The sequence below is a fragment of the Streptomyces sp. NPDC029292 genome, from assembly GCF_055569295.1.
This window is the reverse complement of record NZ_JBVHXR010000017.1, coordinates 191,175-217,249: the sequence shown is the minus strand read 5'-3', so window position 1 is coordinate 217,249 and position 26,075 is coordinate 191,175. Positions and strand designations below refer to the sequence as shown.

The window sequence follows — 26,075 nt, the reverse complement described above, 5'->3', positions numbered from 1 at the left end:
AGACGTTCCATGAGCACCACCTTCCGCAACTACATCGACGGTGCGTTCGCGGACGCCTCGGACGGCCGCACGCTCGATGTGGTGGACCCCACCACCGGTGACGTCTACGCGACCTCCCCGCTCTCGGGGGCGGCGGACGTCGACGCGGCGATGGCGGCCGCAGCCGCGGCGTTCCCCGTCTGGCGCGACACCACACCGTCCGTGCGGCAGCGCGCGCTGCTGAAGATCGCCGACGCGATGGAGGCACGGGCCGACGAGCTGGTCGCCGCGGAGAGCCGGGACACCGGCAAGCCGCTCCACCTCACCCGCAGCGAGGAACTCGCCCCCGCCATCGACCAGGTCCGCTTCTTCGCGGGCGCGGCGCGCATGCTGGAGGGCCGCTCGGCCGGCGAGTACATGGAGGGGATGACCTCCATCATCCGCCGCGAGCCGGTCGGTGTGTGCGCACAGGTCGCGCCGTGGAACTACCCCCTGCTGATGGCCGTGTGGAAGTTCGCCCCGGCGCTCGCGGCGGGCAACGCGGTGGTCCTCAAGCCCTCGGACACCACCCCGGCCTCCACGGTGCTGATCGCCGAGATCATCGGCGGTGTCCTGGAGGAGCTGGCACTGCCCCGCGGAATCTTCAACGTGGTCTGCGGCGACCGTGAGACCGGCCGCCTGATGGTGGAGCACCCGACCCCTGCGATGGCCTCCATCACCGGTTCGGTACGCGCCGGCATCCAGGTCGCCCAGAGCGCGGCCAAGGACGTCAAGCGCGTCCACCTGGAGCTCGGCGGCAAGGCCCCGGCAGTGATCTTCGAGGACGCCGACCTGGCGAAGGCAGTCGAGGACCTGGTGGTCGGCGGCTTCTTCAACGCCGGTCAGGACTGCACGGCCGCGACCCGCGTCCTGGTCCACGAGTCGGTCCACGACGAGTTCGTCGCCGCCCTCGCCAAGGCCGCGGCCGACACCAGGACCGGGCAGCCGGACGACGAGGACGTGCTGTACGGACCGCTCAACAACGCGAACCAGCTCGCCCAGGTCAGCGGCTTCATCGAGCGCCTCCCCGAGCACGCCACGATCGAGGCGGGCGGCCACCAGGTCGGCGAAAAGGGCTACTTCTACGCCCCGACCGTGGTCTCCGGCCTCCGGCAGGACGACGAGATCATCCAGAACGAGGTCTTCGGCCCGGTCATGACCGTCCAGTCGTTCACGGACGAGGCCCAGGCCGTGCAGTACGCCAACGGCGTCGACTACGCACTGGCCTCCTCGGTGTGGACCAAGGACCACGCGCGGGCGATGCGGATGTCGAAGAACCTCGACTTCGGCTGTGTGTGGATCAACACCCACATGGCACTCGTCGCCGAGATGCCGCACGGTGGGTTCAAGAAGTCCGGCTACGGCAAAGACCTCTCCGCGTACGGCTTCGAGGACTACACCCGGATCAAGCACGTCATGACGTCGCTCTGACATCCGGGAACCCGTCGCCCGCCCCGACCCTGCACCGGGGCTGGCGACGGGTTCCACAGCCGCTTCAGGACGCTGTTGAACACCTCGCTGACGGCGTTGTCGAAACAAGATCCGACCCTGCCCATGGACTGGAAGACGCCCAGCTTGCGACGACCGGTTGAGTCCGGGTTGCGAACCGGCATCGGAGTGATGGATCAGTTCCCCTCGCCGGTGCGGAGTGCCGGACCGGTCACGTTGCCACAGCGACATCTCCAGGGCAGCCAGGACCAGTTCAGAGTGCTTGGTGGTCGCCACGGACCAGCCGACGATGCGGCGGGAGAAGGTGTCCACGACGAAGGCGACATAGACGGTGCCGGCCCAGGCCGCGACGTGGGTGAAGTCCGCGGCCCAGGTCCGGTTCGGGGCGTCGGCGACGAAGTCGCGGTCCATAGGGTCCGGAGCCCGCCCAGCGGCCGGATCGACGATCGTAGTGGCGACCTTCCTGCCACGCTCGGCGCCGGTGATGCCGAGGTCACGCATGAGGCACTCGACGGTGCAGCGGGCCTCTTGGTGGCCTCGTCGGTTGAGCTCGCGCCAGACCTTCCTCGCTCCGTAGACTCGGTAGTTGGCGTCGTAGATCTCCTTGGCCAGGATCTTCAGCTCCGCGTCGCGGAGCTGGCGGGCCGATGGGAGGGCCTGGCGCTGCTTGTGGGCGTAGTAGGTGGAGGGGACGATGCTGCAGTCGTGCATGGTCAGCACGCGGCAGATCGGCTCGACACCGCCGAAGCGCCGGCCGCCGGCGCCTGAGCCAGTTCACCGACCAGCGGTGCGTCCCGGCCGGCCGCCAGCAGCCGCTGCCGTACGGCCCGCGTGCCCAACTCGGTGAGACGGATGAGCTCCACCGGCCCGGCCCACGGGCACTTCCCGTCAGAGGCGGCCGTGTTGAAGTGCGTCTCCTCGCGGTGATGAGCCTCGACCTGACCGGCACCGGCCGCGAGCGATGGACAGCCGCTGGAAGCGGGCCCTGCAGGCGTTTGACACCGCCTTCGCCGGACGCCTCTCAGTAACCCGCATCTGACCCCAACTACCACAGTTGCACCGTCAAATTGACAGTTCCCCACCTGTCCGAGGACTTGCGAGCGGGCCTGCCGGGTCAGTCACAGATGTGGCGCGCGGACGAAGGAGGCGAACTCGGCGTTGATCACCGCGGTCGCCGACAGCGAGAAGGGCTCCACCTCGACGGTGCGCAGCGGCCGTTCGCCATCGGCGGGGTCTCTCGGCCGTGGGCGTCGTCGTCACCGAGGACCCCGGTCCTGAGCCCCCGCCGCTGCTCCAGCCGCCGGGGATAACGGCGCAGCACCCCCCGCTGCGATCCATGCCGTGACCAGGAAACCCCGGTGAAGACCCCGACGTGCGGGACGATGATCATGCAGGTCGCGACCAGGCCAGTTGACCGGAGATCACTCACGCGATCCCCTCGCTGGCCATGACGTCGGCCGTACCAGAAGCGAGTACGGCGAGACGATCCGTCCACGGCGCCGCAGGCGGCTAACCTCCCAGGTCAGAACAGTAGGTAGCCCAATTTCTGACCGGTCACGGGCGCAGCGATGAGTTTTCCCGGCCCGGAGAGTCTCACCACCGTTATCGACAACACAGGAGGAACACGTGGCTCAGCTACTGAGAGTCCAGAATTTCAACGTCTCGAGTGACGGGATCGGTGCCGGTGAGGACCAGAGCCTCGAGAGTCCGTTCGGCCACGTCAATCCCGAGAGGCTGTTCGCCTGGGCCGGCGCCACGGCGAGCTGGCCCATGCGCACCGACCCCGGGGGGAGCCGCGGTCTCGACGACTACTTCACACGAGACTACGCGCGCAACATCGGCGCCGAGATCATGGGCCGCAACAAGTTCGGGCCCCAGCGCGGGCCCTGGCACGACCATGAGTGGCAGGGCTGGTGGGGTGACGAGCCCCCGTTCCGCACCCCGGTGTTCGTCATGACCCACCACAAGCGTCCGTCGTTCACGCTCTCCGACACCACGTTCCACTTCGTCGACGGCGACCCGGCCACGGTCCTCGAGCAGGCGCGGGAGGCGGCGCAGGGCAAGGACGTCCGACTCGGCGGCGGGGTCACCACCATCCGGCAGTTCCTCGACGCCGACCTCGTCGACACCATGCATGTGGCGGTCTCGCCGGTGAAGCTCGGGTCCGGAGTACGACTCTGGGAGTCACCCGATGAGCTGCTCGACCGGTTCCACCTTGAAGTCGTGCCCAGCCCGAGCGGCGTGACGCACCACCTGTTCTGGCGAAAGTGACACGAGGGCCCACTCGGGGATGTCAGCACGGCCGATGCGGGCGTTTCAGTAAATGATCGCGTAGTTGCGGGCGAGTTACCGATACAGGCCCCGGTACTCGTCCACAACCATCGCACAGCCGTATGAACGGCGGGCCTGCTTGGCTCCTGCGCGGTTCGAGGGCAGCGCCCAACTGAACAGCTCCGGATACGGCCCGCCGCGAACCACGATCCGCCGCAGCCGCTGTCCCTGAGGTGCCCCGAAGTTTCCGGACAGCAACGTAAGGCACCTTCGGTTCTCGCCGGGGGCCGGTAAATGGCGGTGCGCCTCCGTGCGCTCTGGGCGGGCTGGTGCCCACTGGGAGATCGTGGCGGGGCCGTCCCGTCAACGCCGAAGTCCCTGTGATACCTGATCAGTTCGCCGGACAGCATGGTGGTGAGGGCCGCCTCGATCCAGCAGCAGCTGGGCGCCCTGCTCGGATCCCGACCCGTCAAGGCCCTTCCCACGGGCCTTGGCAACACGACGTGGGCGGTGCGGGAATTGGTGCCCTGTAGCTGCTTGTTCCTGGCCCAGGTTGCCTCGTTCGGCAAAGGCCCGGATCAGGAGCAGTTGCTGAGCGCATTCCCCCAGGCCGGTGTGGAACTGATCGAGTCGGTGTCGCGCGCGGTAGCCGGCGGCACCTACCACCACACCGTCGAGGGCCCGTTCGGGGAAGCGGTGGCAAAAGCGCGGGAGCTCGCGCGCTGGGGCGCAGTGAACGCGGCGTGGGCAGTGCTCCGCGAGGGCATGCGAGCATGGCGCCCCTACGACGAGCAGGAACATGTGGCCCCGCTGGGGCTCAAGGCGGATGGGGTCCTGGGACCCTTGCTCACACCCCAACGAGCCAGGGAATTGCTGTCCATACCCCGCGGGGATGCCGCGTCGGAACACCGGGCGGACGATGCCGAGACATCGCCCAACGCGGCCGGGCGGGACGGCCTGTCCTGGCTGGTGGAGGAGTCCAGGGCACTCACCAATTGGTGGCTTGTGCTGGCACGCGGGGCGGATCCAACGGACCTGCCGCGCATCATCGCCACGAAAGGCAACATGTCCCCCCACCCCGTCACCGCCAACAAGCGGAAAGAAACCGCCTATCCCCCGGCACCGGCACCCCAGAAGACTGAAGGGCAGCCCGGCCGCGCCTCGGCCGTGGCCGTGATCTGGAACGGGAACGCGTCAGCAGCAGCCGTGGGGCGAGCCGGAACAGGCCCCGAAGCCCGAGGCTGGGCGTTCGCCTTGGTCGAGCAAGCAGCACGGGGGCCGATGCAGTCTCCTGCCCCGTCGGCGTCGGCGATCTCGGGCGACCCGGTTCTGAGCCTGGCCGGAACATGGGATTTCGACACGGACGCGCCCGTGCTGCGCGTGACAGCTGCCGGGGCCGGACGGGTGGTGTGGGAAGTCGCCGTCGGCCCGACCAGGAGCCTCGAGCCCACGGTACGGGGAGACGTACCACCCGCCCTCGACCCTCGCCGCCTTCCGACCGACCTCGCCTCGGACCCATCGGGCCCCGCACGGTGGCTGTGCGAAACCCTGGCGGCGGAGTTCGGAGTGACCTTGTCCCGGGACGCAGTCGTCTCCGGCCGTCTGCACAGCTTGGAAGTTCCGTCCTGGACCCCGCTCACCCGGATCCACTGAGGGGCGTCCGCGTACAGGTTCCGTGTACGCAAGTTGGAGCGCACCGAACTGTGTACGTGAACTTGTGCGCGGACGAGAGGGGCCAGGAGATTCCTCGATGTTCAACAAACCCCACTCTATGGAATGCGGGCGCCTCACACGCCCAAGACCGTTCCGCACCAGTTACCGGGATAGCCACCGTCGGTGATTGTGGTGATCTGGCCCAGACGCAACGGCTGGACCCGGCCGTTCGCCGTCACCGGCCCTTGACCTAGAGCGCAGTCCAGCATCTAGCGTCTCCGTCATGACGACACCTCAGCACAAGATCGGATCGGGTTTCGGTGCCCGGAGCACCGCGGACGACGTCCTGAGCGGGATCGACCTGTCCGGCAGCACGGCGATCGTCACCGGTGGATACTCGGGACTTGGTCTGGAGACAACCCGCGCCCTGGCGGGTGCCGGAGCCCGCGTCGTGGTCCCCGCCCGGCGACGGGCGGCCGCTCAGGAGGCGGTCGAGGGCATCGACGGCGTCGAGACCGACGACCTCGACCTGTCCGACCTCGAAAGCGTCCGCGGTTTCGCCGAGCGGTTCCTGGCCTCGGGTCGCAAGGTCGACATCGTGATCAACAACGCTGGGGTCATGGCCTGCCCCGAGACGCGGGTCGGCCCGGGGTGGGAGGCGCAGTTCGCCACCAACCACCTCGGTCACTACGCGCTGATCAACCATCTCTGGCCGGCGATCGCCCGCGGTGGCGCGCGTGTGGTCGCCGTGTCCTCCGGCGCGCACGGCATCACCGGCGTGCGCTGGGACGACGTGCAGTTCGAGCGTGGCTACGACAGATGGCAGGCGTACGGGCAGGCGAAGACGGCGAACGTGCTGTTCGCCGTGCAGCTCGATGCGCTCGGCCGCGACGCCGGAGTCAGAGCGTTCGCGCTGCATCCGGGCAGCATCCTCACCCCGCTGCAGCGCCACCTCGCGAAGGCGGAGATGGTCGACGCGGGCTGGATCGACGAGCACGGCAACCCGACCGATCCCACCTTCAAGGCGCCCGGGCAGGGCGCGGCGACGCAGGTATGGGCGGCGACCTCCCCCCAGCTGGCGGGCATGGGCGGCGTGTACTGCGAGGACTGCGACATAGCCGAGCCTGCCGGCGACGGCTCGGAAGGCGGCGTGCACGCACACGCGACCGACCCCGAGCAGGCCGCGCGCCTGTGGGCGCTGTCGGCCGACCTCACGGGCGTCGACGCTTTCGCGGCGGCAACCTAGCCCCGGACGTCGCAGGTCACCGTTTCAGATCAGTGGCCAGCCGACCCCCGGGCCGGTCACACCACACGAATCAACGATCCGCGAGGCCTCTGCCAGGCAACCGCAACGACTGCAAGGCGTGGGAGGAGTCCGGCGCCAAGGCCGCCATCGGTAAGACCACCACAATCGCCGATGGTGGCTATCCCGGTACCGGACTTGTCATGCCCCACAGGCGGCGCAAGGGCGAAGCTCTGCCCGGCTGGAAGGAAGCCAGTCCCACAAGCAGGTCCGCGCCCGAGTCGAGCACGTCTTCGCCCGCATGAAGACCTGGAAGACTGCGCGGCCATCGCCGACCGAATCACCTTTCGCTGCACACTGATCCAGACCGGCACCGAGTCCTACCGCTTCCAGGCCACCGAAGCCGAACGGACCAGGACGACGCGGTGAGTCCAAGCAAGTGGGTCACGACACCGAAGCAGCACCTACTCAGCACCTCGCGGACGCATGCCTCTATCGTGATGCATTTGGAGTGCATGGCCGCCTGCGCCTGCACATCGGCTGCGGTATCAGGGGCGTCATGAGCGACATGTGGGTGGGCGAGAAGGTGCGCTTGCGGGGCGTCGAGCCAGACGACTGGGAGGGCTTCCGCGCGCTTGCCCAGCACACCGTCGACGTTCGCAACGCGGATCTCGTCGAGCCGCCGCGCTCGGGTGAGAGTTTCCGGTCCTGGACCGCCGAGCGTGCTGGACGTGCACCAGGAGGCGAATCCTTCCGGCTGGTAATCGAGACAGTAGCCGATCAGGCCTTTGCAGGATCTGTGACGGTTGGAGAAACCGACCCCCGCGCAGGACGATTCAAGACAGGGATCGTGATCACCCGCGATCATCGCGGCAACGGTTACGCTACGGAAGCCACTGAGCTGATCCTCACCTACATGTTCGCCGAACAGCGGTACAACAAGTGCGAAGTGGGGGTCTACGCATTCAACGATGCCTCGCTCGCCCTCTACCGCAAGTTCGGCTTTGTCGAAGAAGGACGGCTCCGGCAGCACGAATTCTTCGCGGGCAGCTACCACGACGTCGTGCTGATGGGCATCACCGCCGACGAACACTGGGCCGCTCACCAACGCCCGTCAGTGCGCTGACCGCAGGGCAGCCTGATCACGACAACGAAACCGGGCCCTTCTGGTCCGCGCCTGTCAGGGACACTGCTTCAAAGGGCCCGGGGTCATCAAGCTACGACATCCGGGCCAGCCGCTCGCTGCCGACGCTCCGGTTCAAGTGCAGCCAACTCGAAAGTCGCCCGATAGGGGTGGCTCTCAATTCCATTGCCGATCATGAACTTGAGTCGAGGTCCGTCCCCTCCCCGAATGGAGGAAGGCGGCTCTCATTCCCGCTGCCCAAGTGGCTCCCATTCACCCTGCCGAAAACAACGCGAACGCCACACCCGAGGAGCGCCTTCGCGACGCGATGCGCAGACTCTTCGTCGCAGGTCGACGCCAGCTCGGCGTCAAGGAACCAGATGACGTGCCAGCGATGACCCGATTGACCCTCGGCGCAACGGGTAGCCCGCAAAACCCGCTGTCACCCTGGTTGGGCCCCCGGAGAGCCCCAGAGCAGATCTCCCCTCGAGGGCGTTTCGTGTCTCTGACGGCAACGACAGTCTTGCGGATCTCTTGGGGCAACCGCTGGGCTCCGCACCCAACTCAGCAGTGGTCGCACCAAACCAGCAGTGTCTGTCGGGGGCAGCGCAGCGTGCCGTCAAGATCCGATCCGTCGTCCGTCTCGTTTCGCAGAGGCGATCACGGCGGAAACGAGGGCGGTCGCGACGAGGCTCCCCATCATGACCATCCCCACGCCGACCATAAAGAGGCCGCTGGAGTCGTCCGACCAGTCGTCATAGGCGGCGACGGTCAGACCAACCGTGGTGCCGAGCACAGCGCCTGCGATGTAGCGCCGGGATGCCGCCCAGTACACCGGTACCAGCAGAGTCAGCACCAGCCCGATCACCTGCCACGCCTCGTACGGGCCGGTCGTCGTGCCATCAGGTTGCACGTCACGATGCTGGTCCCAGCCCAGCCAGGCAGCCCACACCGCTAGCGTTACCCCAGCCAGCACGAGGATGGACAACAGCTGGAGAACGGGTTTCAGTAGTCCTTGGCGCATGGCCCAAGCGTTGCGGCTCACCCCGTCACCGGCCCAGAGCGCAAGTACTCAGCTCTACCCGAGTACATGGGCCATGGGCAGATCGTGATGCCGAGGAGGGCCACTCGTGGGAGAACGCGGACCTCGCTGAGTTCCTGGAGGCCCTGCGGATCGACGACGCGGACTGCTGGTACAGCAACGCCGGCCGTGAGCTGCCCGCCAACGGTGACTGGAGCTTCTTCGCACGAGGGCTGCGAGCGCCGACAGCGTACGAGTAGTCGGGGCTTCGTAGTTGGGCTGTGCCGAGTGTCTGACTGAGTGACAACGCCGACAGACAGCGGTGGACAACCACGCACGCCTACGGACCATCGCAGCAGGTGAGAGGCGCGAAGGCTCCAGCTCGGAAGCCCAGCCAAGTTGCTTCGGGGCGAAGCGGTCGCTCCGTTGGGGTGCGCCACATGACCAACGGCGCCCCCGCCTGTCGCGAGTGCGGCCAGCCCATGAAGTCTGGCGGCTTTGTGCTCTCCGATAGTGAGGAGGGCACTCCCCTGCATACGCAGGGAAACACCCGGCCAGACACGGTGGGAGGTCGGAGAGCCCATACGTCGGCAGCACGGTTTCAGCAGCAGGACCAGTGCGAACTTCGAACCGCCGGTGCCCTCACCCACAGTGGCTTCGGCATGCCAGCGTCCGACGCCCGGCAACAGGCCGAAGAGGCGACTCCGCGGTTCGATACGGGCCTGATCCATTCCGCCGACACGCGGCCGACCGAACGCAACCAGCAGCAGCCCTCGCAGGCGCCGTTCTTCGAACTGCGCTTTGCCGAGCTGCGCATCACCCTGCATCGGCCGCCCTACCGGCTGGCCGACGCAGTCACGAGCGTTGATTGAGCGGCTCAGTCGCGAACGTGCCGTCGTACAGCGGCATATCGGCGAGTACGAGCTCAAGTAGCGCCTGGGCAAACGGCGCCGGGGCCGAGCCAGCGCCGAGGGCTCACCGACGAAACCCATCTCCCTTCACCTGGTTCACCGGGGCCCGGGCGGACCGGCAGCCGCGGGCCACCACGCCGGCGTCAGTTCCCGACCTGCGGAGCGCCCTCCGGGGCACGCAGCAGGCCTTCCGGTAGATAGCCGGACCTGATGCCCAACTCCCACCCGTGCACCTGGACAGCCAGCGCGGCCAGAGCGATCGTGCCGACCGGCAGCAGACTTCGGGGGGCCGCATCGGCTGCTGCGCTCTCGCGGTACTGGACGAGACGACCATTCAGGGCACGTTCGAAGGCCGGCTGGTCGTCCTCCAGGAGCACGCGGAGCAGCTGCTGATCCGGCGTCAGCGCACCGAGGGCGTCCAATCGCCGAGCCGCAGCCCCGCGCTCTTCGACGTCCGGCTTGCACAGAGTCACAGAGGGCCAGTCCCGGGGCAGATGCCCGCGCGCCTTGGCCAGGTATCCGCACAACGCATCCATCTCCGCGAGGCCCGCCGGATCCGACCGCGACTCCAGCGGCGAGTACGGCACCCCGTCGCGGATCGCGGGCGCATAGTCCTCCCGCAGCAGCAGACCGATCACCCGGTTCCGCTCCCAGACCGCGCCACTGGCCAGGCACATCGCGAACGCGTCCAGCCAGGTCCTCGTGGTGGGCGCCTGGTCCACGGCGTCGCCGAAGCTGAGGTCCTCGCTGCTGAGCGTCTCGTCGATGAGGGGGAAGAGGACCTCGAAGTCGCCGTTGGGGAAGGCGCCGAGACTCAGCACCCCGAGGGCACACTCCGCAGCAGTACGCAGGACTGTGCGTGAGGGGGCAGCGCTGAGCGTGGGGTCCTCCAGGGCACGAGCGGCGACGTGGTCGAGGAGTTCGTCGCACATCTCCTGAAGGGACTTCAGGGACAGGTCGCCGTAGCGCAGCCAGTGCCAGCGGCGAAACGTCCGCCCGTCGATGTCCTCCAGCGCTTGGGCGATCCGCTGCTCACTGACGCTGTGGCACGTCACTTCCTGCACGTTGTCGTCCTTCCTTGATCCTTACGGCCGGCGGTGGCACGCTACCAACGCTTCCGTCACTGAGCGCATCAACTTTTCGTCGGTTCCCCTTACTTCGGGACGTAGTGCAGTCCTGAAGTTCCCCCCTGATCGTGGACAGCGGGTGGTTACGCTGCGGGGGTGAGGTCTTGTGTCGTCAGTGCCCTGGTTTCGAGTGGGGTGACGTACCCGTAGACGGGATGCTTGCGCAGGCGGGTGCGGTTGTACTCGACCTCGATGAAGCGGAAGACGTCGGTTCGTGCGTGTTCGTGGGACTCCCAGAGAGTGGTCCCGATCTCCGCTTTCAGCAATCCGAAGAAGCTCTCGGCTGCGGCGTTATCGTAACAGGAGCCTGTTCTGCCCATGCTCTGCCGCATTTTCAACTTCCGTATCTGGCTACGGTATTCGCGTGAGGTGTATTCGGATCCGCGGTCGGAGTGTGCGATGCAGCCCTCCTTGAGCAGTCCACGGCCGGCGGCCATCTTCAGCGCGTCGACGACGAGCTCGGCGCGGTGGTGGTCAGCCATGGCATAGCCGATCACTTCCCGGGTGGCCAGGTCGATGACGGTTGCGAGGTACCACCAGCCAGCGAGGGTGGGCAGGTAGGTGATGTCGGAGACCAGTTTCGTGCCGGGCTCGATGGCGGTGAAGTCACGTCCGACCAGGTCGGGGGACGGGATCGCCTTCTTGTCCGGCCTGGTCAGGCCGCGGCGCCTGCGGCGTGTGATGCCCCGAATGTCGTGCTCGCGCATCAGCCGCTCGACTCTCTTCCGGTTGATCCGCCGGCCCTTGCGGCGCAATGCGGCCGTGATCCTCGGGGAGCCGTAGGCGCGGCGGGACTGCGTGTGGAGCTTCCGGATCTCCGTGACCAGCTCGGTCTCCTGGCCCGCTCGTGTCTCGGCGGCCGGGCGTGCGGCACGCCAGGCGTAGTAGCCGGAGCGGGACACCCCCAGGACCTTGCACATCAGGCTGACGCCGTGGCCGTCCGGGTTGTCCTCGGTGGCCTTCTCCGCATCGATGAACGCGTAGCGCACGGCTACTTCGTCGATTCCCGCGCGAAGAAGGCCGCGGCTTTTTTCAGGACCTCGATGGTCTGCTGCTGTTCCCGGTTCTCCCGCCGCAGACGCCGCAGCTCATCTTTCTCATCGCTGGTCAGGGCGCCCGCAGGCCCGTGCCCGCGGTCGGCCTGGTCCTGCTTGACCCAGTTGCGCAGTCCCTCGGGGCTGACGCCGATCTCCCGGGCGACCTCGGTGACCGTCTTCCCTGACGAGTGCACCAACGCGACCGCGTCGCGTTTGAACTCGGCCGTGTACCGCTTGCTCATGTTGCTCTTCTTGCTCACTACCTGGAACTGCTTCCTCCGGGACTCATCGGTCCCAGTATCAGGCTGTCCAGCTCAGCGGGGGAACTTCAGTCCGCTTTCGTCGTTACCGAAACGCTCCGGCAAACGACTGCTCGCGTCCCAGCCGCATCACGCTGACTTGCTGCTTCGAGTCACGTAAGCAACCAGGGCTCGATCCGAGCGTCAAGCCGTGTGTTTGTGCATCACGTCGAGGTAGTGCCGATCACGGTGCGGCACGTGGTTGTCCCGTCCCGGCAGGCTGAAGACCGCGCAGACGTCAGCGGGCTGGGTGACGAGGCTTGACTGCCGGCCGAAGGTGAGGGTGCTGTTGACCGCATGACGGCAGCCTGCGCTGTCGAGGGCGGCGATCAGCTCCTCGCGGAGAATCGTGGCCTCGAATGACTCGGAATCAGGCAGGACGAACGGCGGAAGTTTGTCGGTCGAACCGGGCCAGAGGTTGATCCAGATGCCGGTGACAGCCCGCCGCATGACTACCAGTTGCAGCCCGTCCCAGGAATACGGGTAGCCGTCGATATCGGGCCCCTTCATGACATGGGCCGGGTGCGGGCGCCCCGGGCCGAGGAGGTCTTCAGCCTGAGCCAGGGACATTCCGCAGCTCAGGGGCCCGATCCGGCCAGTGCGGGAGAAGTCGACGAGTACGTCCATCAAGGTCACGACAGCGACTGTGACACTCTCCCGAGCCAGTTCGCACTCCGAATATCAGCGCGGCGCCGAGCCTGCGCCGCCTTGCCGGACAGCGACGGGCGGCAACAGGCGTGCGGTCGCCGGCACGTCGAGTGCGCGCGGTGTCGGGCCTGCGGGTGTCGGAGTGCCAGCCAGACGATCAAGCAGGCGGTCCAGAACTGCCTGGCCGTCGTCGACGGCCGCGCGTTCATCGTCGGTGAGCGGGATCGCGGCAGACATTCGCCGCACGTTGCCTTCGTCTTCCATGAGTTGGGCTTCGGTGGGGTCTTTCGGGCCCCGTAGAAGTGTCGGCCCTCGTCTTGTCGAAACGTGCGACTGCGTGAGCTGCCGCCTCGGCGCGCCGTAGCCATCGCATGTCTGCCGCCGACTACTTGGTCCGCAACATGAGAGCGTGGCGAGTGTGGTCGCCGTAGACGCCGGTCTCGTCGCCGCGGATGCCGTACCACTCCTGGAATCTGGCCACGGCCGCCCGGACCTCCTGGTCGTAGCTGCCATCGATCGCACCGCCGTCGTAGATGTTCGGAACCTGAAGCAGACGTACCTGCAACTCATATACTCCGTGGCCACTGTCGCCCTGGCGCAGCACACCCGTGCCCGGGATCTCGGGGAGCGAGGGAGCCGGGTTGTCGGGCAGTGGCTGGTCCATCCGTCCAGAGGACGGGGAACGGACCTCCGGTACGGGGTTGTTGTTGGCCAGCAGCGAGGAGGCGAGAATCAATCCGCTCACGGCGCCCACCCCGAAGACTCCGGCGACACGGGTTTCCCGCCGGTCGGTGAAGCGCCGCCATCCTTGACTTCTCCTCGCCGCGTGCGCGCGGACAGGTGTCGGTAGCGCCTCCGAGGGCGGGGCGACACGTTGGTCCGACTTCACGACGGGGTGTTGGGGGGTGGCCGGCCGCGTGGTGCCCGGGTGCGGACCGGTCCCGCGACGCGCGCCCCTGCGCTCGGGGGTCGGGGGCAGAAAGGTCACCGGCGGCGCGGCGTGCGTCGGGCCTGCGCCACGCGCCGTTGACGGCCTTCCCCTCGGCGGGGTTGGAACAGTCTCCAGATGCGCCCCGCGCAGCCACAGCGGCTCCACCACGACATCCTGCTGAACATTGGCCTGACGTGCGCCAGTGGTCCGCAGTGGCTCCACGACGGACGGCGGGACGGCATGCGGTCGATCCGGATACGGGTCGGGGCCATGCCTTGCCGGTTGTGCCCGTGGGGGCGGGGGCGGAACTGGGGGCAGGGACGAGGTCGGGGTCGGGGTGGAGGAGGGGGTAGTGGGCGGATCAGCAAAGCCGGCGTCCGTGGCCGGTTCGCTGTGTCGGGCCCGGGACGGCGGCAGGATCTCGGCCAGGTCCTGCTGCACGTCGAAGGCGTACAGGTCGGCGCGTACGGCGTCCAAGGCGTCCAGCACGGCTTGAAAGGAGTCCTGTATCTCTTGCGCGACGTCAGGACCCGAACCGGGAGCTTGCTGTGGTTCGGTGTCGTTGAGGCCCACCGGCAGTCCTCCTCAAGCAAGTACGTGCAAGGCCATGTCCTGTGTTCCCAGGGACAGTTCCGTGAAAGGAAGCTGAGCCGCACGGATCAGGCCTCGCCTTGTTGTTTCGTTGTGATGCGATACGCAGCCCGTGCGGCCTTGTCTCATCCGCCCCTCCGGGACGCAGGCCACATTCCTCAATTGCCTGGCGGAGTTGACCGCCGGCGACCACCCGCCGGGCGCTGCCTCGGACCTGAAGGCCGGCGGCCAGGCGTCCTGCTCCTGCTCCTGCGATGCGCCGTCGGCCGGGCCTGCGCCATCCGCCACCAGCACGGATATGCCCTCGTCGACCACCGGTCCGGCCTACTACGAACCCGGCGTCCTCACCGCTTCGCCGACTTCGGCGCGCGCCCCTGTTTCGGCGTCGGGATCACCGAGGTCCAGCCGTGCGTGGCCACGGCTGATTGAGGTCCGGCGGCCCTGATGCCGGGCATCACGGCACCGTATTCCCGTGCCGCGAGTGAGTGCCCGGGATACGAAGAGGAACTCGCTGAGGTCGTCCGCAACGTGGGTCAACGCATCCGCGACTCGGTCCGGACCGAAGGCGTCGGGCGCGCCGTGCGTACCGCTCACGGCAAGAGCTACGGACTGGTGAAGGCCACGGTCCTGATCCTGGAAGCACCGCGGGCCTACGCGCAGGGCATCTTCGCCCAGCCGCGCAGCTTCGACGGCGTCGTGCGCTACTCGAACGGACTCGGCCATCTGCGGGCCGACTCCCTGCTGGGTGGCGCCTGCGGAATGGGGATCAAGATCTCCCGGCCGGAGAACCGCCCGCCCCAGGTTCGGTGGAGAGGGTGGCGGTACGGCACATGCCGTGCCGCCGCCGGGGCCAGGGCCGGACGCTCAACCGGGCGACGCCGACAAATGGGAGAGGATGCCGCACACCTCGTCCACAATCTCCCGGGCTTCCAACTCGTCCGCGCAGTCGCCCAGTTCCCGCGCCGCCCCTCCGATGACCGTGGTCAGCACGATCACCCGTACCCGGCCCGCGCGACGCCGCTCGTCCACCTCCAGGAGCCGGGCGTTTCGCCGCACCCACGCACGGTCCCATTGCCGCCGCAGCGCGTCGAAGCCCGCCGGGCCGTCGTCCTCCACGAGCAGCCTGCCGATGCATCGGTTCTCCCAGGCACCCTCCAGGTAGGCCCTCGCTCCCTCCACGAAGAGGGCGATGGGGTCTTCCACCCCGCGGCTGCGCGCCTCGGCCAGCATCCCTGCCGTCCTGCGCTCCTGTTCCTCCCGGAACTCCTCCCACAGCTCCAGGTACAGCCCTCTCTTGCCACCGTAGTGCTCGAAGAGGCTGCCCACGGGAACGCCGGAGCGCGCCGCGATCTCGGTGAGGCTGGCGTCGGTGTAGCCGCGCTCGGTGAAACCTCCAACGCCGCGTCCAGCAGCGCACAAGGTGGGCATGCTGCTGCCCGGCGTCACCCTGGCCACCGGGCGCGATGACGCCTTCCCGATCGAGACGATGCAACTGATGCGGTTCAAGGGCGAGCGGTGGTCGCTCTTCGGCCAACCGGTGGACACGCGCAAGGAGTTCGGCCCGATCACGCGCTGAGGCGTTCGGGCCGGTTCCTTGCGGCGGTGGGGGCGGGCCGGGTGGTTCGTGAGGCCCGCCCCTGTCCGGCCGGATCCCGCGGGCTGCCGAGAGCAGGCGCAGGACCGGCCGGCCGCCGGCAGCTCACCACGGGGGACGGAGTGCCGAGTACGCCCGCGGGTCGGCCGCCGCCGGGCGGGCGCCATGTCCGGGCGTACGACTCTCTCTTCCCCGCTTCCCCGACCGGCAGTGGCACAGGCACCGCGCGACCATCGCGAACTGCCGCGGGCCTTCTCAGGCTCCGACGAGCTTGCCCGGGCCGGGGACGTTACGGAAGCGGAACGGCTCCGGTTCGCGGCCGGCCTGGATGAACCAGCACTCCCCGGTGCCGTCGCCGGTGACAATCCGCAGCACGGTGTCCGCCACGGCCTGAGCCGGGATGACCGGCAGTCCCTGTTCGGAGAGCATGTCGCGCAGCGGATCGATGATCCGCGACTCGGCGAACCCCGGGCAGACCGCGTTGAAGCGCACGTTCTCCGGCGCGAGAGCCGGCCCCAAGGAGCGTGCGAGCCCGACGACCGCATGCTTGTTGGCCGCATACAGAGGATCGAGCGGTACCGCCGTCAGGCCTGCCAGGGACGCGGTCGCCACGATCGACCCTCCTCCGCGGGCCCGCAGCGCCGGCAGCACCGCATGGGTACCGAAGACCACCCCGTCGAGGTTGGCGCCCATCGCCCGGCGGTAGCGGGCGAGGTCGAAGTCCTCGCCGACGCCGCACCCGGTGGCAACTCCCGCGTTGAGCAACGCGATGTCGACACCGCCGCACTGCTCCTGGGTGAAGTCGACCAGGGCGCGGTTGGCGTCGGGGGCGGAGACGTCACAGGCACGGAAGTACCCGCCGACCATGTCGGCCACCTCCCGGCCGCCCTGCGCATCGAGGTCCGCGACGACCACTTGGGCCCCCGCCCTTCCCAGTGCCAGCGCCGTGGCCCGGCCCAGTCCGCCGGCACCGCCGGTGACGATCGCCACCTTGCCCTGGAGCGCGGCGCCGACCGTCTGTTCTCCCCGCGGGGCGGCGGCCCCGCGCTCGGCGCCCGTCATGCCAGCTCCAGCACGAGCTTGCCGACGTTCTCGCCGCGGAAGAGCATCTGCAACGTCTCGGGGAAGTCGTCCACGGTCCCTCGCACCACATGTTCCTTGACCTTGATGCGGCCGGCGCCGATCCAGGCGGAGATGTCCTGCGCGGCCTGCGGGTAGCGCTTGGCGTAGTCGAAGACGACGAGGCCCTCCATGCGGGCGCGGCGCACCAGCAGCGAGAGGTAGTTCGAGGGGCCCTTGACCGGCGTGGCGTTGTTGTACTGGCTGATCGCACCGCAGACCACGACGCGCGCGTGCATCGCCAGCCGGGTCAGGGCGGCGTCCAGAATGTCCCCTCCGACGTTGTCGAAGTAGACGTCGATGCCGTCGGGGGCATGCTGGCGCAGCGCTTTCCTGACATCGTCGGCGCGGTAGTCGATCGCCGCATCGAATCCCAGTTCATCGGTGAGCAACGCGCACTTCTCCGGCCCTCCGGCGATGCCCACGACCCGGCAGCCCTTGGCCTTCGCGATCTGACCCACCATGGTGCCGACCGCGCCGGCTGCCCCGGACACCACGACGGTCTCGCCGTCCTTCAGCGCCCCGACGTCCAGCAGGCCGAAGTAGGCGGTCATGCCGGGCATGCCCAGCGCCCCCAGATACGTCGAGGGCGGGGCGAGGGAGGTGTCGATCTTCGTGGCGCCCCGGCCGTCGGAGACCACATACTCCTGGACGCCGAACATGCCGACCACGTGATCACCGGGCTGGAAGTCGGGGTGGTTGGATGCGGTGACCTCGATGACCGATCCGGCGCGCATCACCTCGCCGATGCCCACGGGCGGCAGGTAGGAGGGACGGTCGTCCAGCCAGCCCCGCATGGCCGGGTCCAGGGAGATGACGCGCGTCCGGCCCACGAACCGGCCCGGACCCGGTTCCTCGACGGGCCCGGAACGGTGCTCCCAGTCATCGGGTGTTGCCTCGCCCACGGGGCGGGCTGCCAGACGTATCTGGCGGTTGGTCGCAGACATCGCGTCTCCTGTCGTTCGCGGCTCCCCGCGACCATACCGACCAGTAGGTACGTCGGCGGGCGTGACGTTCGCCACACACCATCCGCCCGTGCGGGTCCCCCAGCCGTCGGGGCCCCGATCCCCGACTCCGGCCGACATGGCGGGCATCCGGCCCGACAGCAGTCGGAGAGCGAGCAGGGAAGGCGTCCTGCGTCGTCAGTGCGGGCGGCGTGCGCAGCACGGTCCGCCGCCTGATCCGCGGCGGCCTGTTCGCCGCGCTTCTCCGGGGCGGCTTTGGCCTTGCGCAGGAGATGGACAGTCTCCCGGCGATGCATGGGAAGGCTGGATCCGCATCCCCTCTCCCCTCGCTGATCCACCACACAGCGCACCAAAGGTCGTCGAAGCCGCCGACGCAGAGCACCACACCCACCCGATCCGTACCCGTCGGCACCCGACCGTCGGCCCGGTGCGGCATCGAACCCAAAACGTAACGCCCAGCAGGCTTATCAGGCATTCCAACCAGTCGGTATCGTGCGCCGCCACCCCCACTCGACCGCGCCCACCTCCACGGATCCGAGCCGCACTGGAAGGCCACGCGATGACCTACGCCGACGACAACCGGTATCCGCCACCACCACCGACAGGATGGACGCAGCCGCAGACCGAGCCCTACGGGCACGCCCCTCGGCACGACTCGTACGGGCGGGATCCGTGGCAGGAGTCGCACGGACACGACACCCCTCGGCACGACTCGTATGAACACGACGCCTCTGCGTACGACTCGTACGGGCACGCCCCTCGGCACGAGCCGTACGGGCACGAGACCGGTCGGCGCGGTGCCGACCTCGCCGCCCTCCGCTCGGCCTACCGCCTGCTCCGCCGGGTCTCCACGCTCACCGCGCTCGGCTCCTTCGTGGTGTACGTGTTGCTGTCCTGCTACGCGCCGGACCTGATGGGATCCAAGATCGCCGGGGAGCTGAGCCTGGGTATGGCCCTGGGGGTCCTCCAGCTCGTCGTCACCTTCGCGGCGGTCCTCTGGTACGGACGCAGTGCGCAACGCTCCGTGGACCCGTTGGCGCGAGCTGTCAGAGAGCGGGCGGCCCGGCCGACTCGGGACGCCGGGATGACCAGATGAACGACTTCAGCTCCGGGACGCAGGCCACCGTCCTGACTCTGTTCACCGCCCTGGCCACTTTCACGCTGCTGATGTGCGTGATGGCAGGACCGGATCGCGACGACCTGACGAACTTCTATACCGGCTACCTCTCGCTCACACCGCTCAAGAACGGTCTGGCGATCGCAGGCGACTACATTTCCGCGGCCACGGTGCTGAGCACCACCGGCATCATCGCGCTCGCGGGATACGACGGCTATGTGCTGGCAGTCAGCACGGCCATGTCGCTCGTACTGCTGATGTTCCTGCTGGCCGAACCCCTGCGCAACGCCGGCCGGTTCACCATGGGCGACGTCCTGGCCCGCAACATGCCCGGGCGGGCCGTCCGTATCGCCTCCTGCGTGGTGACGCTTTCGGCGACTCTTCCCTTCCTGGTCGTCCAGCTCTCCGGGGCCGGGTCGCTGCTCACCTTCATCCTGGGCATCCCGCACCTGGCGGGCGCCAGGACGGTGTGCATCGTCCTCGTCGGCAGCCTGATGATCATTTACGCGGCGATCGGCGGCATGAGGGGCACCGCCCTCATCCAGATGATCAAGATCGTGCTCCTGCTGGGCACCAGCGTCACCATCGCCGCCCTGGTCCTGAACCGCTTCGACTGGAGTCCCGGCGACCTGCTCCGGGCCGCCGAGCGCGGCAGCGGCGCGGGCCCCGCCTTCCTCCAGCAGGGCCTGCAACTGGGCACCTCTGCCGGTGAGCGGCTGGACTTCGTCAGTCTCCAGATCACCGTGGTCCTCGGCGTGGCCTGCCTGCCGCACATCACGATGCGCCTGTTCTCCGCGCGGGACGTGCCCGCCGTGCGCCGCTCCATGTCGTGGGCGGTCGGCACGGTCACCACGTTCTGCCTGCTCGTGATCGTCATGGGTACGGGCGCGGCGGCGCTGGTGGGATCTCAGTACATCACCGCGGCCGACCCGCACGGCAGGACGTCGGTGCTCATGCTGTCCCGGGTGCTGGGCGGCGACGGCGCCTCCGCAGGCGCGACGATTCTCTATGCGGCCGTGGCGGGCACCGTGTTCATCACCCTGCTGTCCTCGGTCGCCGGGATGACTCTGGCCGCAGCCTCGTCGCTCGCCCATGACCTGTTCGCCCATGCGGTGCGCCGGGGACAGGCGGCGGCGCGTACGGAGATGACGGTGGCGGCGTGGACGAGCGTGGCCGTGGGAACCGTTGCCATCATGCTCTCCACCGTGGTCCAGAACTGGGACGTCGGTGTACTGACCACGCTGGCGATCTGCATCGGGGCGTCGGCAGTGGCCCCCGCGTTGACCTACTCCCTGTTCTGGCGAGGTTTCACGCGCACCGGCCTGCTCGCGAGCCTCTACGGCGGCGCGGCCTGCGCGCTGGTGCTGATGGGCCTCTCCCAGGCCGTTTCGGGCACGCCGTCCGCCGTCTTCCCCGACGCCCACTTCGACCTGTTCCCCATGCAGTCCACCGGCCTGGTCTCCATACCGTTCGGCTACCTGGCGGGCTGGCTGGGCAGCCGTCTGGACCACCGACGACGCGCTGCCGAGGGCCGCGAGAACCGACGGCTGTACGAGGAGAGCGAGGAACGGCTGCTCGCCGCAGCCGAATGACCACAGCGACGGGAGGCGCACCGCGCCTGGGGGCTTCGGCCCCCACGGCGGCCGCCCTCGACCGCGGCGGACTACGGCACCGGCCCGGGTGCCGCCGCCGTAGTCCGCCCAGGAGCCCCGGGCGCGCCGCGTAGCGCGGTCTCGCCCGACCGGTCAGGAAGGCGCTCCGGTCAGGACTTCCACTTTGCCGGTGTCGAGCGAGTAGTAGGCGCCGACCACGGCAAGTGCGCCCTTGCCCACAAGGGGGGCCAGGTCCTGGTTGGAGCGCAGGTCGGCCGCGGTCAGCTTGACCTGGGCGCGGGCCATGGTCTCGACCGGGTCGGCACCGCCTTCACGGACTGCCTGGTCGTACGCGGGACGCAGAGCCTTGGCGATCGCCTCCAGGTTGCCGGGCAGCGGTTTGCCGTCACGGATGGATTTGTACGCCGCCCCGACGGCACCGCAACGCTGATGCCCGAGGACCACGATGAGCGGAGTACCACTCGTCATGGGCCCGTACTCCACGGAACCCGTGACCACCGGGCCGATGGCCTCCGCGCCCGTACGCATCACGTATAGGTCACCCAGCCCGGTATCGAAGAGGAGTTCAGGCGGCACCCGGGAGTCGATGCACGAGAGGATCCCCCCGAAGGGTTCCTGCTCCTGGGCGACGAACTGACGCCGCTGCGGATCCCGGTCGGGATGTCGAAGGTCTCCGCTCACCCAGCGCTTGTTGCCGTCCATCAGTCTCGTGAATGCCGCGGCGGGCGTGACCGGCCGTGCTTCCGGCGATGTGCTGCTCGCCGACGGGGCGGCGCTCGTCGGCGAGCACCCCGCAAGCGCAACCGTGGCAACTGCAAGTCCTCCGGCGAGAAGAGCTCTGCGATCGGGATGTCCCGCTCCGTCCATCGGTCCTTCCCCTCAGTCCGCTGAGTCGTCTTCGTACGTCTTGACCAAGGCGATGGTTCAGTACGGCTGTGGAGCCGGACGGCAGGCACGAGCGGGAGCGGGCTTCTTTGCCACGGATGGCCCACGCAAGGTTGCGTCCTATGGCTCCTATGTCAATCAGGCGGCCTGCGCGAGGTCAGCTTGCTCCGTGCTGGTCTGGGCGTCGCGGAGGAGAGCTCGGTAGACCACGTCCGAGAGACGGCGCCGGAGGGCGCGTACGGCTTCGGTGTTGGTGTTCCCTGCCTCTCGTCGGCGCTGTAGGTAGGTGCGGGCGTCTGGGTGATAGTGCGCCTGCGTGACGGCGATCCGGTGCAGGGCTGCGTTGAGTTGGCGGTTGCCGGTCCGGGAGAGTCGATGGCGTGCGCGGTTGCCCGACCACACGGGGAGAGGTGCGGTGCCATCCGCGCGGCCGCACCGCGATGCTCGCCGTGTTGGACGAGGCGATCGCGGGAGTCGTGGAGGCCAGACCCGTCATCGGGGAGCTGGAGGTGACCGCGGGGCTCGGCCCTCCGACGGAACTGGGCGGGCTCCACCGGTCTTTCCGGACCGCCGGCCGCCTGCTCGACGCGGCCGGGGTCTACGGCTTGAGCGGCCGTGTACGACTGACGCACAACGAGCCGCGCTCAACGTCGGCACAGCGGCGCGGCCCCGGCGCAGAAGCCCTGGCAGCAGGCGGGAGAGCTCGACAGGAGCGGCAATGGCCGGCCGGTCGTACCCACGGCGCTGATCTGGTCATGCGGGCCCGGGTGCGGGTGAAGCCCGTGCGGGAGAGCGCGCCTTGGTCGGCGCTCACGCGTCCCGCGCTCGTCGCAGTACCTTCGCGCCGTGCCACTGGCAGACGGTGAGGGCGAAATGGAGGTCGAAACCGCCTGCGTCGAGGTCGAGACCGTAGCCCTCGACGGCGCGCTGGACGCGGTAGTGGACGGTGTTGCGGTGGACCATCAGGTGGTCGGCGGTCGCGGCGTAGCTGCGGTTGGTGGCGAGGAAGACGCGGAGCGTCTCGCGGAGCAGTTCGCGGCGGGGTTCGTCGACGGCGAGGTCGCCGAGGGTGTCGGAGACGAAGTCGGCGAGTTCCCGTGGCTCGTCCACCAGGAGGGCGACGCGGGCGAAGCTGACGGCGCGGGGCGCGGCGGGGCCCGCGGAGAGGGCGAGCGCCTTGGCGCGGGCTGCGGCGCGGGTGCTGCGGCGGAAGCCGTCGAGTCCCGGCCGCACGCTGCCCAGGGTGACGCGCACCGGCAGGGCGGCGTGGGCCAGTTCGGCCCCGACGGTGTCGGCGTCCACCGGGCAGCCTGGCCTGACGGTCAGTCAGATGTGGGCGTCGGCCTCGTCGGTGTGGACCAGCAGCGGGCGGCGGACACCGTGCAGCACGGTGTGCAGCAGTGAGGCCAGCCGGTCGAAAACCGGGGTGGGATCGGCGGTCGCGGTGGTGCCGTCGAGCCAGCCCTCCACGGCGAGGTGGCTGCCGGACAGCCGGTAGTCGAGGGCGGCCTCGGCCTGGCGCAGGTCGACCTTCGGGTTGTCCAGCAGCTGGGTGACCCAGTGCTGGCGCAGCATGCCGCGGGTGCCCACCCAGCGCTCGCGTTCCTGCTCGTAGGCGCGGCTGATCTGGTCGCAGACCCGGTCCACATAGGCGGTGCTGAGGTTGACCAGGGTGATGACCGTGCCGGCGGTGTCCGGCAGCCCCAGCCGGACCGCTTCGCCGAGGACCAGGTCGAAGCTCTGCGACTGCCCCAGGCGGTAGGCGCGCAGCAACGCCGAGAGCGGGACGTCGCGTTGGGCGAGGCGGCGCGCGTAGGAGACGGCCGAGGCGGGGGCGTCCACGGTCTGCGGGTCGATGCGGTTGATGATGACGTGCAAGGCGGTGACGATGTTCTCGGTGATGCTGGCTTCCAGCAGCCCGCGCAGCGATTCGTCGTGTTCCAGCAGCGCGATCTCCGCCTCGGTGGTGGCGACCAGGCGGGCGATGAACTCGTCCCGGCGCGCCTGCATCACCCGTGCCGCGAGGACGACCGGGTCGGCGGTCCCGTCCACCGGCCGTCCCGTGGGCCCGGTCATGGGACGAGGTGCCGCAGCGCGGACCGGGCCGCGTTGAACCCGCACATTCCGTGGACCCCGGCGCCGGGGGGCGTGGCCGCCGAGCACAGGAAGACGCCGGGGATGCCGGTGCGGTAGGGGTCGGCGGCCACCCGCGGGCGCAGGGCGAGCTGGAGCGTGGTGTTGGCTCCGCCGATGATGTCGCCTCCGACGTTGTTCGGGTTGTACTGGGACAGCCCCACGGCCGAGCGGACGGCGGTGTCGACGACGCGCTCCCGGAAGCCGGGGGCGAACCTCTCGATCTGGCCGAGCACGGCGTCCGTGGCATCGCCGGTGTAGCCGTGCGGGACGTGCGCGTACGCGTAGACGGGATGGATGTCCCCGGCCGAGCGTCCGGGGTCGGCCAGGTACTGCTGGGAGAGCAGGACGAAGGGCCGCTCGGGCATGCGCCCCCGGCTGATCTCGCGCTCGGTGTGGACGACCTCCGCCAGGGTTCCGCCGAGGTGCACGGTGCCGGCCTTGCGGCAGGCCTCGTGGGTCCAGGGCACACCGCCCTCGACGGCCAGGTCGACCTTGAACGCCGCCGGGCCGTGGCGCCATCGCAGATAGGCCCGGCGGACCCGCTCCGGCAGGGCCGACCCGCAGATGCCGACGGCGGCGCTCGGGGCGACGTCGAGCATGACGGTGCGGGCGGGCGGGAGTTCGGTCAGCGAGCGTACGCGCACTCCGGTCTCGATGGTGCCGCCGAGCTCCCGCAGCAGCGCGGCGAGCGCGTCGGTGATCACCTGGGAGCCGCCGCGGGCGACCGGCCAGCCGTACCGGTGGCCCGCGGCGACGAGCATCAGTCCGATGGACGCGGTCAACGGCCGGTTGAGCGGATGGAAGGCGTGCGCCGCGGCACCGGCGAACAGGGCGCGGGCCTCGTCGGTCCGCCAGCGGCGGGCGATCGCGGTGGCCGGCTGCATCGCCCGCATCCCGAACCGTGCCAGGCGGACGGGGTGTGCCGGCAGATGCACGACCGGACGCAGCACATCGTCGAGCAGGGCGTCGAACCCTGCGGTCAGCGGGGCGAACAGGCGCCGCCATGCCGGGCCGTCCGGGCCGAAGCCGCGTGCGGTCTCCTCCAGGGAGCGGACCAGCAGCCCGGCCCGGCCGCCGTCCAGCGGGTGCGCCAGGTCGACCTCGGGCCAAGCCCACTCGACGCCGTACCGCTCCAGACCGAGGGTGCGCAGGAATGGTGAGCCGACGCCCAGCGGGTGCACCGCGGCGCAGTGGTCGTGGAGCACCCCGGGCACGGTCAGTTCGCTGCTCCGGGTGCCGCCGCCGATCTCGTCGGCCGACTCCAGGACGGTGACCTTCACTCCGTGCTGTGCCAGGGTGACGGCGGCGGCGAGCCCGTTCGGGCCGGCTCCCACCACGATCGCGTCACTCATGCGCGGCCGCCGCCTCGGTCCCCGGCCGGGCCGCGCCGAGCGGCTCGACGGGGATCGCGGGCGCCTCGTCGTCGAGCCAGGGCTGCCGAGCCACCATGTCCCGCACCGTCACATACCCCTCCTCGATCGGACCGGTCGCCGCGTCCACGATGCGGCAGTGCTGCCGCTGGCGGTGCGTCGGCTGGGATTCGAGGACGATGACGCGCAGATCACCCGGTGCGAAGCCGCACCGCTCCTGAACCGCGGCCAGCAGCTGCTCGTTGTGGAGATGGCCGTCGCCGAAGTTCCAGCCGAGGACCGCCCCCGCCACCATCTCGCCCTCGCGCACATCGTAGGCCTCCACATCGTCCACGGCCCGCGGCAGCAGCCCGCCCAGCGCGCGGCCGTGGCTGTGCATCGCCCGCCAGGCCAGCCCTTGGTGCAGCACCAACTCGGCCGTCTGCGCACCGTACAGGCGGGTGAGCTGGTCCACCGGCAGGCCGGACGCCTTGACGATGCCCTCGTTGAGTTTGCGCTCGGTGCCCCGGCGGAAACACCACAGGCTGGTCGCCCAGTTGCCGGCGTAGTAGCGCATCGAGGGCAGGAACGACACCAGGTCCGGGCGCAGATGGCCGACCACCGGGACGACGACCAGGCCCAGCACCAGCAGCGGGGAGTGCAGCAAGGAGACGCCGGGCGCGGCGTCGTGGCCGAACAGGACGAGCGCCGAGTAGATGAAGAAGACGTTCCACTCCAGCGGCACGCCCATCGGGAACGTCGACATGATGTGCAGGTGGAAGACGACCATGACCGTCAGTGCGACGGTGGTGGTGATCCCGCCGTGCGAGAGCACCAGGATCAGCGCCACCACGTACTCGATGACCGTGCCGCCGTGCGCGGCCGCGGCGGCCGGCCCGGACGGCCGCAGGTCGCTGGCGCGTGTGACGCTCGTAGGGACGCGGACCCGGCCCTTGCCCGCCAACGGGTGACGGC

26 protein-coding genes and 4 pseudogenes are annotated in these 26,075 nt (G+C 69.2%); 12 read left to right on the top strand and 18 right to left on the bottom strand.

Annotated features, from left to right (window positions below; genetic code table 11):
* The first annotated feature begins 9 nt into the window (after positions 1–9).
* Positions 10–1,449, top strand: a complete 1,440-nt coding sequence (locus tag ACZ4WS_RS32645; protein WP_467986201.1) for a gamma-aminobutyraldehyde dehydrogenase — start codon at positions 10–12, stop codon at positions 1,447–1,449.
* A 180-nt stretch (positions 1,450–1,629) separates the two neighbouring features.
* Here the strand turns inward: ACZ4WS_RS32645 and ACZ4WS_RS32640 are convergent.
* Positions 1,630–2,178 (bottom strand): annotated as a pseudogene (locus ACZ4WS_RS32640) (DDE-type integrase/transposase/recombinase); the annotation flags it as partial.
* 2 nt (positions 2,179–2,180) lie between these two features.
* Positions 2,181–2,330 (bottom strand): hypothetical protein, encoded by a 150-nt coding sequence (locus ACZ4WS_RS32635; protein WP_467986311.1) that lies wholly within the window; start codon positions 2,328–2,330, stop codon positions 2,181–2,183.
* Positions 2,331–2,337: 7 nt separating this feature from the next.
* Between ACZ4WS_RS32635 and ACZ4WS_RS32630 the strand changes: the two are divergent.
* The 6 genes and pseudogenes from ACZ4WS_RS32630 to ACZ4WS_RS32605 all read left to right on the top strand — a co-directional run.
* Positions 2,338–2,506 (top strand): annotated as a pseudogene (locus tag ACZ4WS_RS32630) (IS256 family transposase); the annotation flags it as partial.
* Between the two features lie 587 nt (positions 2,507–3,093).
* On the top strand, positions 3,094–3,738 hold the full coding sequence (locus ACZ4WS_RS32625; protein WP_467986199.1) for a dihydrofolate reductase family protein: 645 nt from the start codon (positions 3,094–3,096) through the stop codon (positions 3,736–3,738).
* 408 nt (positions 3,739–4,146) lie between these two features.
* The gene (locus ACZ4WS_RS32620) at positions 4,147–5,391 is read left to right on the top strand and encodes a hypothetical protein (RefSeq protein ID WP_467986197.1); all 1,245 of its coding nucleotides are present in this window, start codon (positions 4,147–4,149) and stop codon (positions 5,389–5,391) included.
* Positions 5,392–5,674: 283 nt separating this feature from the next.
* On the top strand, positions 5,675–6,637 hold the full coding sequence (locus ACZ4WS_RS32615) for an SDR family NAD(P)-dependent oxidoreductase (RefSeq protein WP_467986195.1): 963 nt from the start codon (positions 5,675–5,677) through the stop codon (positions 6,635–6,637).
* Positions 6,638–6,720: 83 nt separating this feature from the next.
* Positions 6,721–6,959, top strand: a pseudogene (locus ACZ4WS_RS32610) (transposase); the annotation flags it as partial.
* A gap of 234 nt (positions 6,960–7,193) precedes the next feature.
* Positions 7,194–7,760, top strand: a complete 567-nt coding sequence (locus tag ACZ4WS_RS32605) for a GNAT family N-acetyltransferase (protein WP_467986193.1) — start codon at positions 7,194–7,196, stop codon at positions 7,758–7,760.
* Positions 7,761–8,376: 616 nt separating this feature from the next.
* Here the strand turns inward: ACZ4WS_RS32605 and ACZ4WS_RS32600 are convergent.
* Entirely contained in the window at positions 8,377–8,781 is a 405-nt protein-coding gene (locus ACZ4WS_RS32600; protein WP_467986306.1) for a hypothetical protein, read from the bottom strand.
* Between the two features lie 134 nt (positions 8,782–8,915).
* On the opposite strand from ACZ4WS_RS32600, the gene ACZ4WS_RS32595 reads away from it, so the two are divergent.
* The gene (locus ACZ4WS_RS32595) at positions 8,916–9,038 is read left to right on the top strand and encodes a hypothetical protein (RefSeq protein WP_467986305.1); all 123 of its coding nucleotides are present in this window, start codon (positions 8,916–8,918) and stop codon (positions 9,036–9,038) included.
* A 402-nt stretch (positions 9,039–9,440) separates the two neighbouring features.
* Positions 9,441–9,650 carry a hypothetical protein gene (locus tag ACZ4WS_RS32590; RefSeq protein WP_467986191.1) on the top strand — a complete coding sequence of 70 codons (210 nt, stop codon included), beginning with the start codon at positions 9,441–9,443 and terminating at the stop codon, positions 9,648–9,650.
* Positions 9,651–9,832: 182 nt separating this feature from the next.
* Here the strand turns inward: ACZ4WS_RS32590 and ACZ4WS_RS32585 are convergent, their stop codons facing one another.
* From ACZ4WS_RS32585 to ACZ4WS_RS32555, 7 genes are all read right to left on the bottom strand, one after another.
* Positions 9,833–10,753: an immunity 49 family protein gene (locus ACZ4WS_RS32585; protein ID WP_467986189.1), complete on the bottom strand. Its 921-nt coding sequence runs from the start codon at positions 10,751–10,753 to the stop codon at positions 9,833–9,835.
* A gap of 146 nt (positions 10,754–10,899) precedes the next feature.
* On the bottom strand, positions 10,900–11,805 hold the full coding sequence (locus tag ACZ4WS_RS32580; RefSeq protein WP_467986188.1) for an IS3 family transposase: 906 nt from the start codon (positions 11,803–11,805) through the stop codon (positions 10,900–10,902).
* Positions 11,806–11,807: 2 nt separating this feature from the next.
* Positions 11,808–12,095 carry a transposase gene (locus ACZ4WS_RS32575; protein WP_467986186.1) on the bottom strand — a complete coding sequence of 96 codons (288 nt, stop codon included), beginning with the start codon at positions 12,093–12,095 and terminating at the stop codon, positions 11,808–11,810.
* A 201-nt stretch (positions 12,096–12,296) separates the two neighbouring features.
* Complete coding sequence (locus tag ACZ4WS_RS32570; RefSeq protein WP_467986184.1) at positions 12,297–12,788, bottom strand: hypothetical protein; 492 nt, start codon at positions 12,786–12,788, stop codon at positions 12,297–12,299.
* Between the two features lie 45 nt (positions 12,789–12,833).
* Positions 12,834–13,064, bottom strand: coding sequence for a hypothetical protein (locus ACZ4WS_RS32565; RefSeq protein WP_467986182.1), 231 nt, complete (start codon positions 13,062–13,064; stop codon positions 12,834–12,836).
* A gap of 121 nt (positions 13,065–13,185) precedes the next feature.
* Positions 13,186–13,545 (bottom strand): peptidoglycan-binding domain-containing protein, encoded by a 360-nt coding sequence (locus ACZ4WS_RS32560; protein ID WP_467986180.1) that lies wholly within the window; start codon positions 13,543–13,545, stop codon positions 13,186–13,188.
* A gap of 1,641 nt (positions 13,546–15,186) precedes the next feature.
* A complete protein-coding gene (locus tag ACZ4WS_RS32555) occupies positions 15,187–15,741 on the bottom strand; it encodes a TetR/AcrR family transcriptional regulator (protein ID WP_467986178.1) in 555 nt (184 codons plus the stop codon).
* 7 nt (positions 15,742–15,748) lie between these two features.
* Between ACZ4WS_RS32555 and ACZ4WS_RS32550 the strand changes: the two genes are divergently transcribed.
* On the top strand, positions 15,749–15,898 hold the full coding sequence (locus tag ACZ4WS_RS32550; protein ID WP_467986177.1) for a hypothetical protein: 150 nt from the start codon (positions 15,749–15,751) through the stop codon (positions 15,896–15,898).
* Positions 15,899–16,171: 273 nt separating this feature from the next.
* Here ACZ4WS_RS32550 and ACZ4WS_RS32545 read toward each other — a convergent pair whose 3' ends face one another.
* Both ACZ4WS_RS32545 and ACZ4WS_RS32540 read right to left on the bottom strand, forming a co-directional pair.
* Positions 16,172–16,978, bottom strand: a complete 807-nt coding sequence (locus ACZ4WS_RS32545) for an SDR family NAD(P)-dependent oxidoreductase (RefSeq protein WP_467986176.1) — start codon at positions 16,976–16,978, stop codon at positions 16,172–16,174.
* Positions 16,975–17,982 (bottom strand): NADP-dependent oxidoreductase, encoded by a 1,008-nt coding sequence (locus tag ACZ4WS_RS32540; protein ID WP_467986174.1) that lies wholly within the window; start codon positions 17,980–17,982, stop codon positions 16,975–16,977. Before ACZ4WS_RS32540 ends, ACZ4WS_RS32545 begins: the two co-directional genes overlap by 4 nt.
* 577 nt (positions 17,983–18,559) lie before the next feature.
* Here ACZ4WS_RS32540 and ACZ4WS_RS32535 point away from each other — a divergent pair.
* Together ACZ4WS_RS32535 and ACZ4WS_RS32530 are read left to right on the top strand one after the other, a co-directional pair.
* A complete protein-coding gene (locus tag ACZ4WS_RS32535; RefSeq protein WP_467986172.1) occupies positions 18,560–19,096 on the top strand; it encodes a DUF485 domain-containing protein in 537 nt (178 codons plus the stop codon).
* The gene (locus ACZ4WS_RS32530) at positions 19,093–20,709 is read left to right on the top strand and encodes a sodium/solute symporter (protein WP_467986170.1); all 1,617 of its coding nucleotides are present in this window, start codon (positions 19,093–19,095) and stop codon (positions 20,707–20,709) included. Before ACZ4WS_RS32535 ends, ACZ4WS_RS32530 begins: the two co-directional genes overlap by 4 nt.
* Positions 20,710–20,862: 153 nt before the next feature.
* Here the strand turns inward: ACZ4WS_RS32530 and ACZ4WS_RS32525 are convergent, their stop codons facing one another.
* The 6 genes and pseudogenes from ACZ4WS_RS32525 to ACZ4WS_RS32500 all read right to left on the bottom strand — a co-directional run bounded on the left by ACZ4WS_RS32525 (position 20,863) and on the right by ACZ4WS_RS32500 (position 26,064).
* On the bottom strand, positions 20,863–21,432 hold the full coding sequence (locus ACZ4WS_RS32525; protein WP_467986168.1) for a carbonic anhydrase: 570 nt from the start codon (positions 21,430–21,432) through the stop codon (positions 20,863–20,865).
* A gap of 321 nt (positions 21,433–21,753) precedes the next feature.
* Positions 21,754–22,023: pseudogene (locus ACZ4WS_RS32520) on the bottom strand (transposase); the annotation flags it as partial.
* 402 nt (positions 22,024–22,425) lie between these two features.
* A complete protein-coding gene (locus ACZ4WS_RS32515; RefSeq protein ID WP_467986166.1) occupies positions 22,426–22,917 on the bottom strand; it encodes a helix-turn-helix domain-containing protein in 492 nt (163 codons plus the stop codon).
* Positions 22,918–22,941: 24 nt separating this feature from the next.
* Positions 22,942–23,691 (bottom strand): RsbRD N-terminal domain-containing protein, encoded by a 750-nt coding sequence (locus tag ACZ4WS_RS32510; protein ID WP_467986164.1) that lies wholly within the window; start codon positions 23,689–23,691, stop codon positions 22,942–22,944.
* Positions 23,688–25,103 carry a phytoene desaturase family protein gene (locus ACZ4WS_RS32505; RefSeq protein ID WP_467986162.1) on the bottom strand — a complete coding sequence of 472 codons (1,416 nt, stop codon included), beginning with the start codon at positions 25,101–25,103 and terminating at the stop codon, positions 23,688–23,690. The genes ACZ4WS_RS32510 and ACZ4WS_RS32505 overlap by 4 nt, the downstream gene beginning before the upstream one ends.
* The gene (locus ACZ4WS_RS32500; RefSeq protein WP_467986160.1) at positions 25,096–26,064 is read right to left on the bottom strand and encodes a DUF3556 domain-containing protein; all 969 of its coding nucleotides are present in this window, start codon (positions 26,062–26,064) and stop codon (positions 25,096–25,098) included. The genes ACZ4WS_RS32505 and ACZ4WS_RS32500 overlap by 8 nt, the downstream gene beginning before the upstream one ends.
* Between the last annotated feature and the right edge of the window lie 11 nt (positions 26,065–26,075).

What these genes read in the sequence shown, in the direction of transcription:
- ACZ4WS_RS32620 (WP_467986197.1), top strand. Translation starts at nt 4,147, where the DNA reads ATGGTGGTGAGGGCCGCCTCGATCCAGCAGCAGCTGGGCGCCCTGCTC.
- ACZ4WS_RS32545 (WP_467986176.1), bottom strand. Translation starts at nt 16,978, where the DNA reads ATGACGGGCGCCGAGCGCGGGGCCGCCGCCCCGCGGGGAGAACAGACG.
- ACZ4WS_RS32605 (WP_467986193.1), top strand. Translation starts at nt 7,194, where the DNA reads ATGAGCGACATGTGGGTGGGCGAGAAGGTGCGCTTGCGGGGCGTCGAG.
- ACZ4WS_RS32590 (WP_467986191.1), top strand. Translation starts at nt 9,441, where the DNA reads ATGCCAGCGTCCGACGCCCGGCAACAGGCCGAAGAGGCGACTCCGCGG.
- ACZ4WS_RS32575 (WP_467986186.1), bottom strand. Translation starts at nt 12,095, where the DNA reads ATGAGCAAGCGGTACACGGCCGAGTTCAAACGCGACGCGGTCGCGTTG.
- ACZ4WS_RS32530 (WP_467986170.1), top strand. Translation starts at nt 19,093, where the DNA reads ATGAACGACTTCAGCTCCGGGACGCAGGCCACCGTCCTGACTCTGTTC.
- ACZ4WS_RS32535 (WP_467986172.1), top strand. Translation starts at nt 18,560, where the DNA reads ATGACCTACGCCGACGACAACCGGTATCCGCCACCACCACCGACAGGA.
- ACZ4WS_RS32540 (WP_467986174.1), bottom strand. Translation starts at nt 17,982, where the DNA reads ATGTCTGCGACCAACCGCCAGATACGTCTGGCAGCCCGCCCCGTGGGC.
- ACZ4WS_RS32510 (WP_467986164.1), bottom strand. Translation starts at nt 23,691, where the DNA reads ATGACCGGGCCCACGGGACGGCCGGTGGACGGGACCGCCGACCCGGTC.
- ACZ4WS_RS32645 (WP_467986201.1), top strand. Translation starts at nt 10, where the DNA reads ATGAGCACCACCTTCCGCAACTACATCGACGGTGCGTTCGCGGACGCC.
- ACZ4WS_RS32615 (WP_467986195.1), top strand. Translation starts at nt 5,675, where the DNA reads ATGACGACACCTCAGCACAAGATCGGATCGGGTTTCGGTGCCCGGAGC.
- ACZ4WS_RS32525 (WP_467986168.1), bottom strand. Translation starts at nt 21,432, where the DNA reads ATGGACGGCAACAAGCGCTGGGTGAGCGGAGACCTTCGACATCCCGAC.
- ACZ4WS_RS32600 (WP_467986306.1), bottom strand. Translation starts at nt 8,781, where the DNA reads ATGCGCCAAGGACTACTGAAACCCGTTCTCCAGCTGTTGTCCATCCTC.
- ACZ4WS_RS32550 (WP_467986177.1), top strand. Translation starts at nt 15,749, where the DNA reads ATGCTGCTGCCCGGCGTCACCCTGGCCACCGGGCGCGATGACGCCTTC.
- ACZ4WS_RS32565 (WP_467986182.1), bottom strand. Translation starts at nt 13,064, where the DNA reads ATGGAAGACGAAGGCAACGTGCGGCGAATGTCTGCCGCGATCCCGCTC.
- ACZ4WS_RS32505 (WP_467986162.1), bottom strand. Translation starts at nt 25,103, where the DNA reads ATGAGTGACGCGATCGTGGTGGGAGCCGGCCCGAACGGGCTCGCCGCC.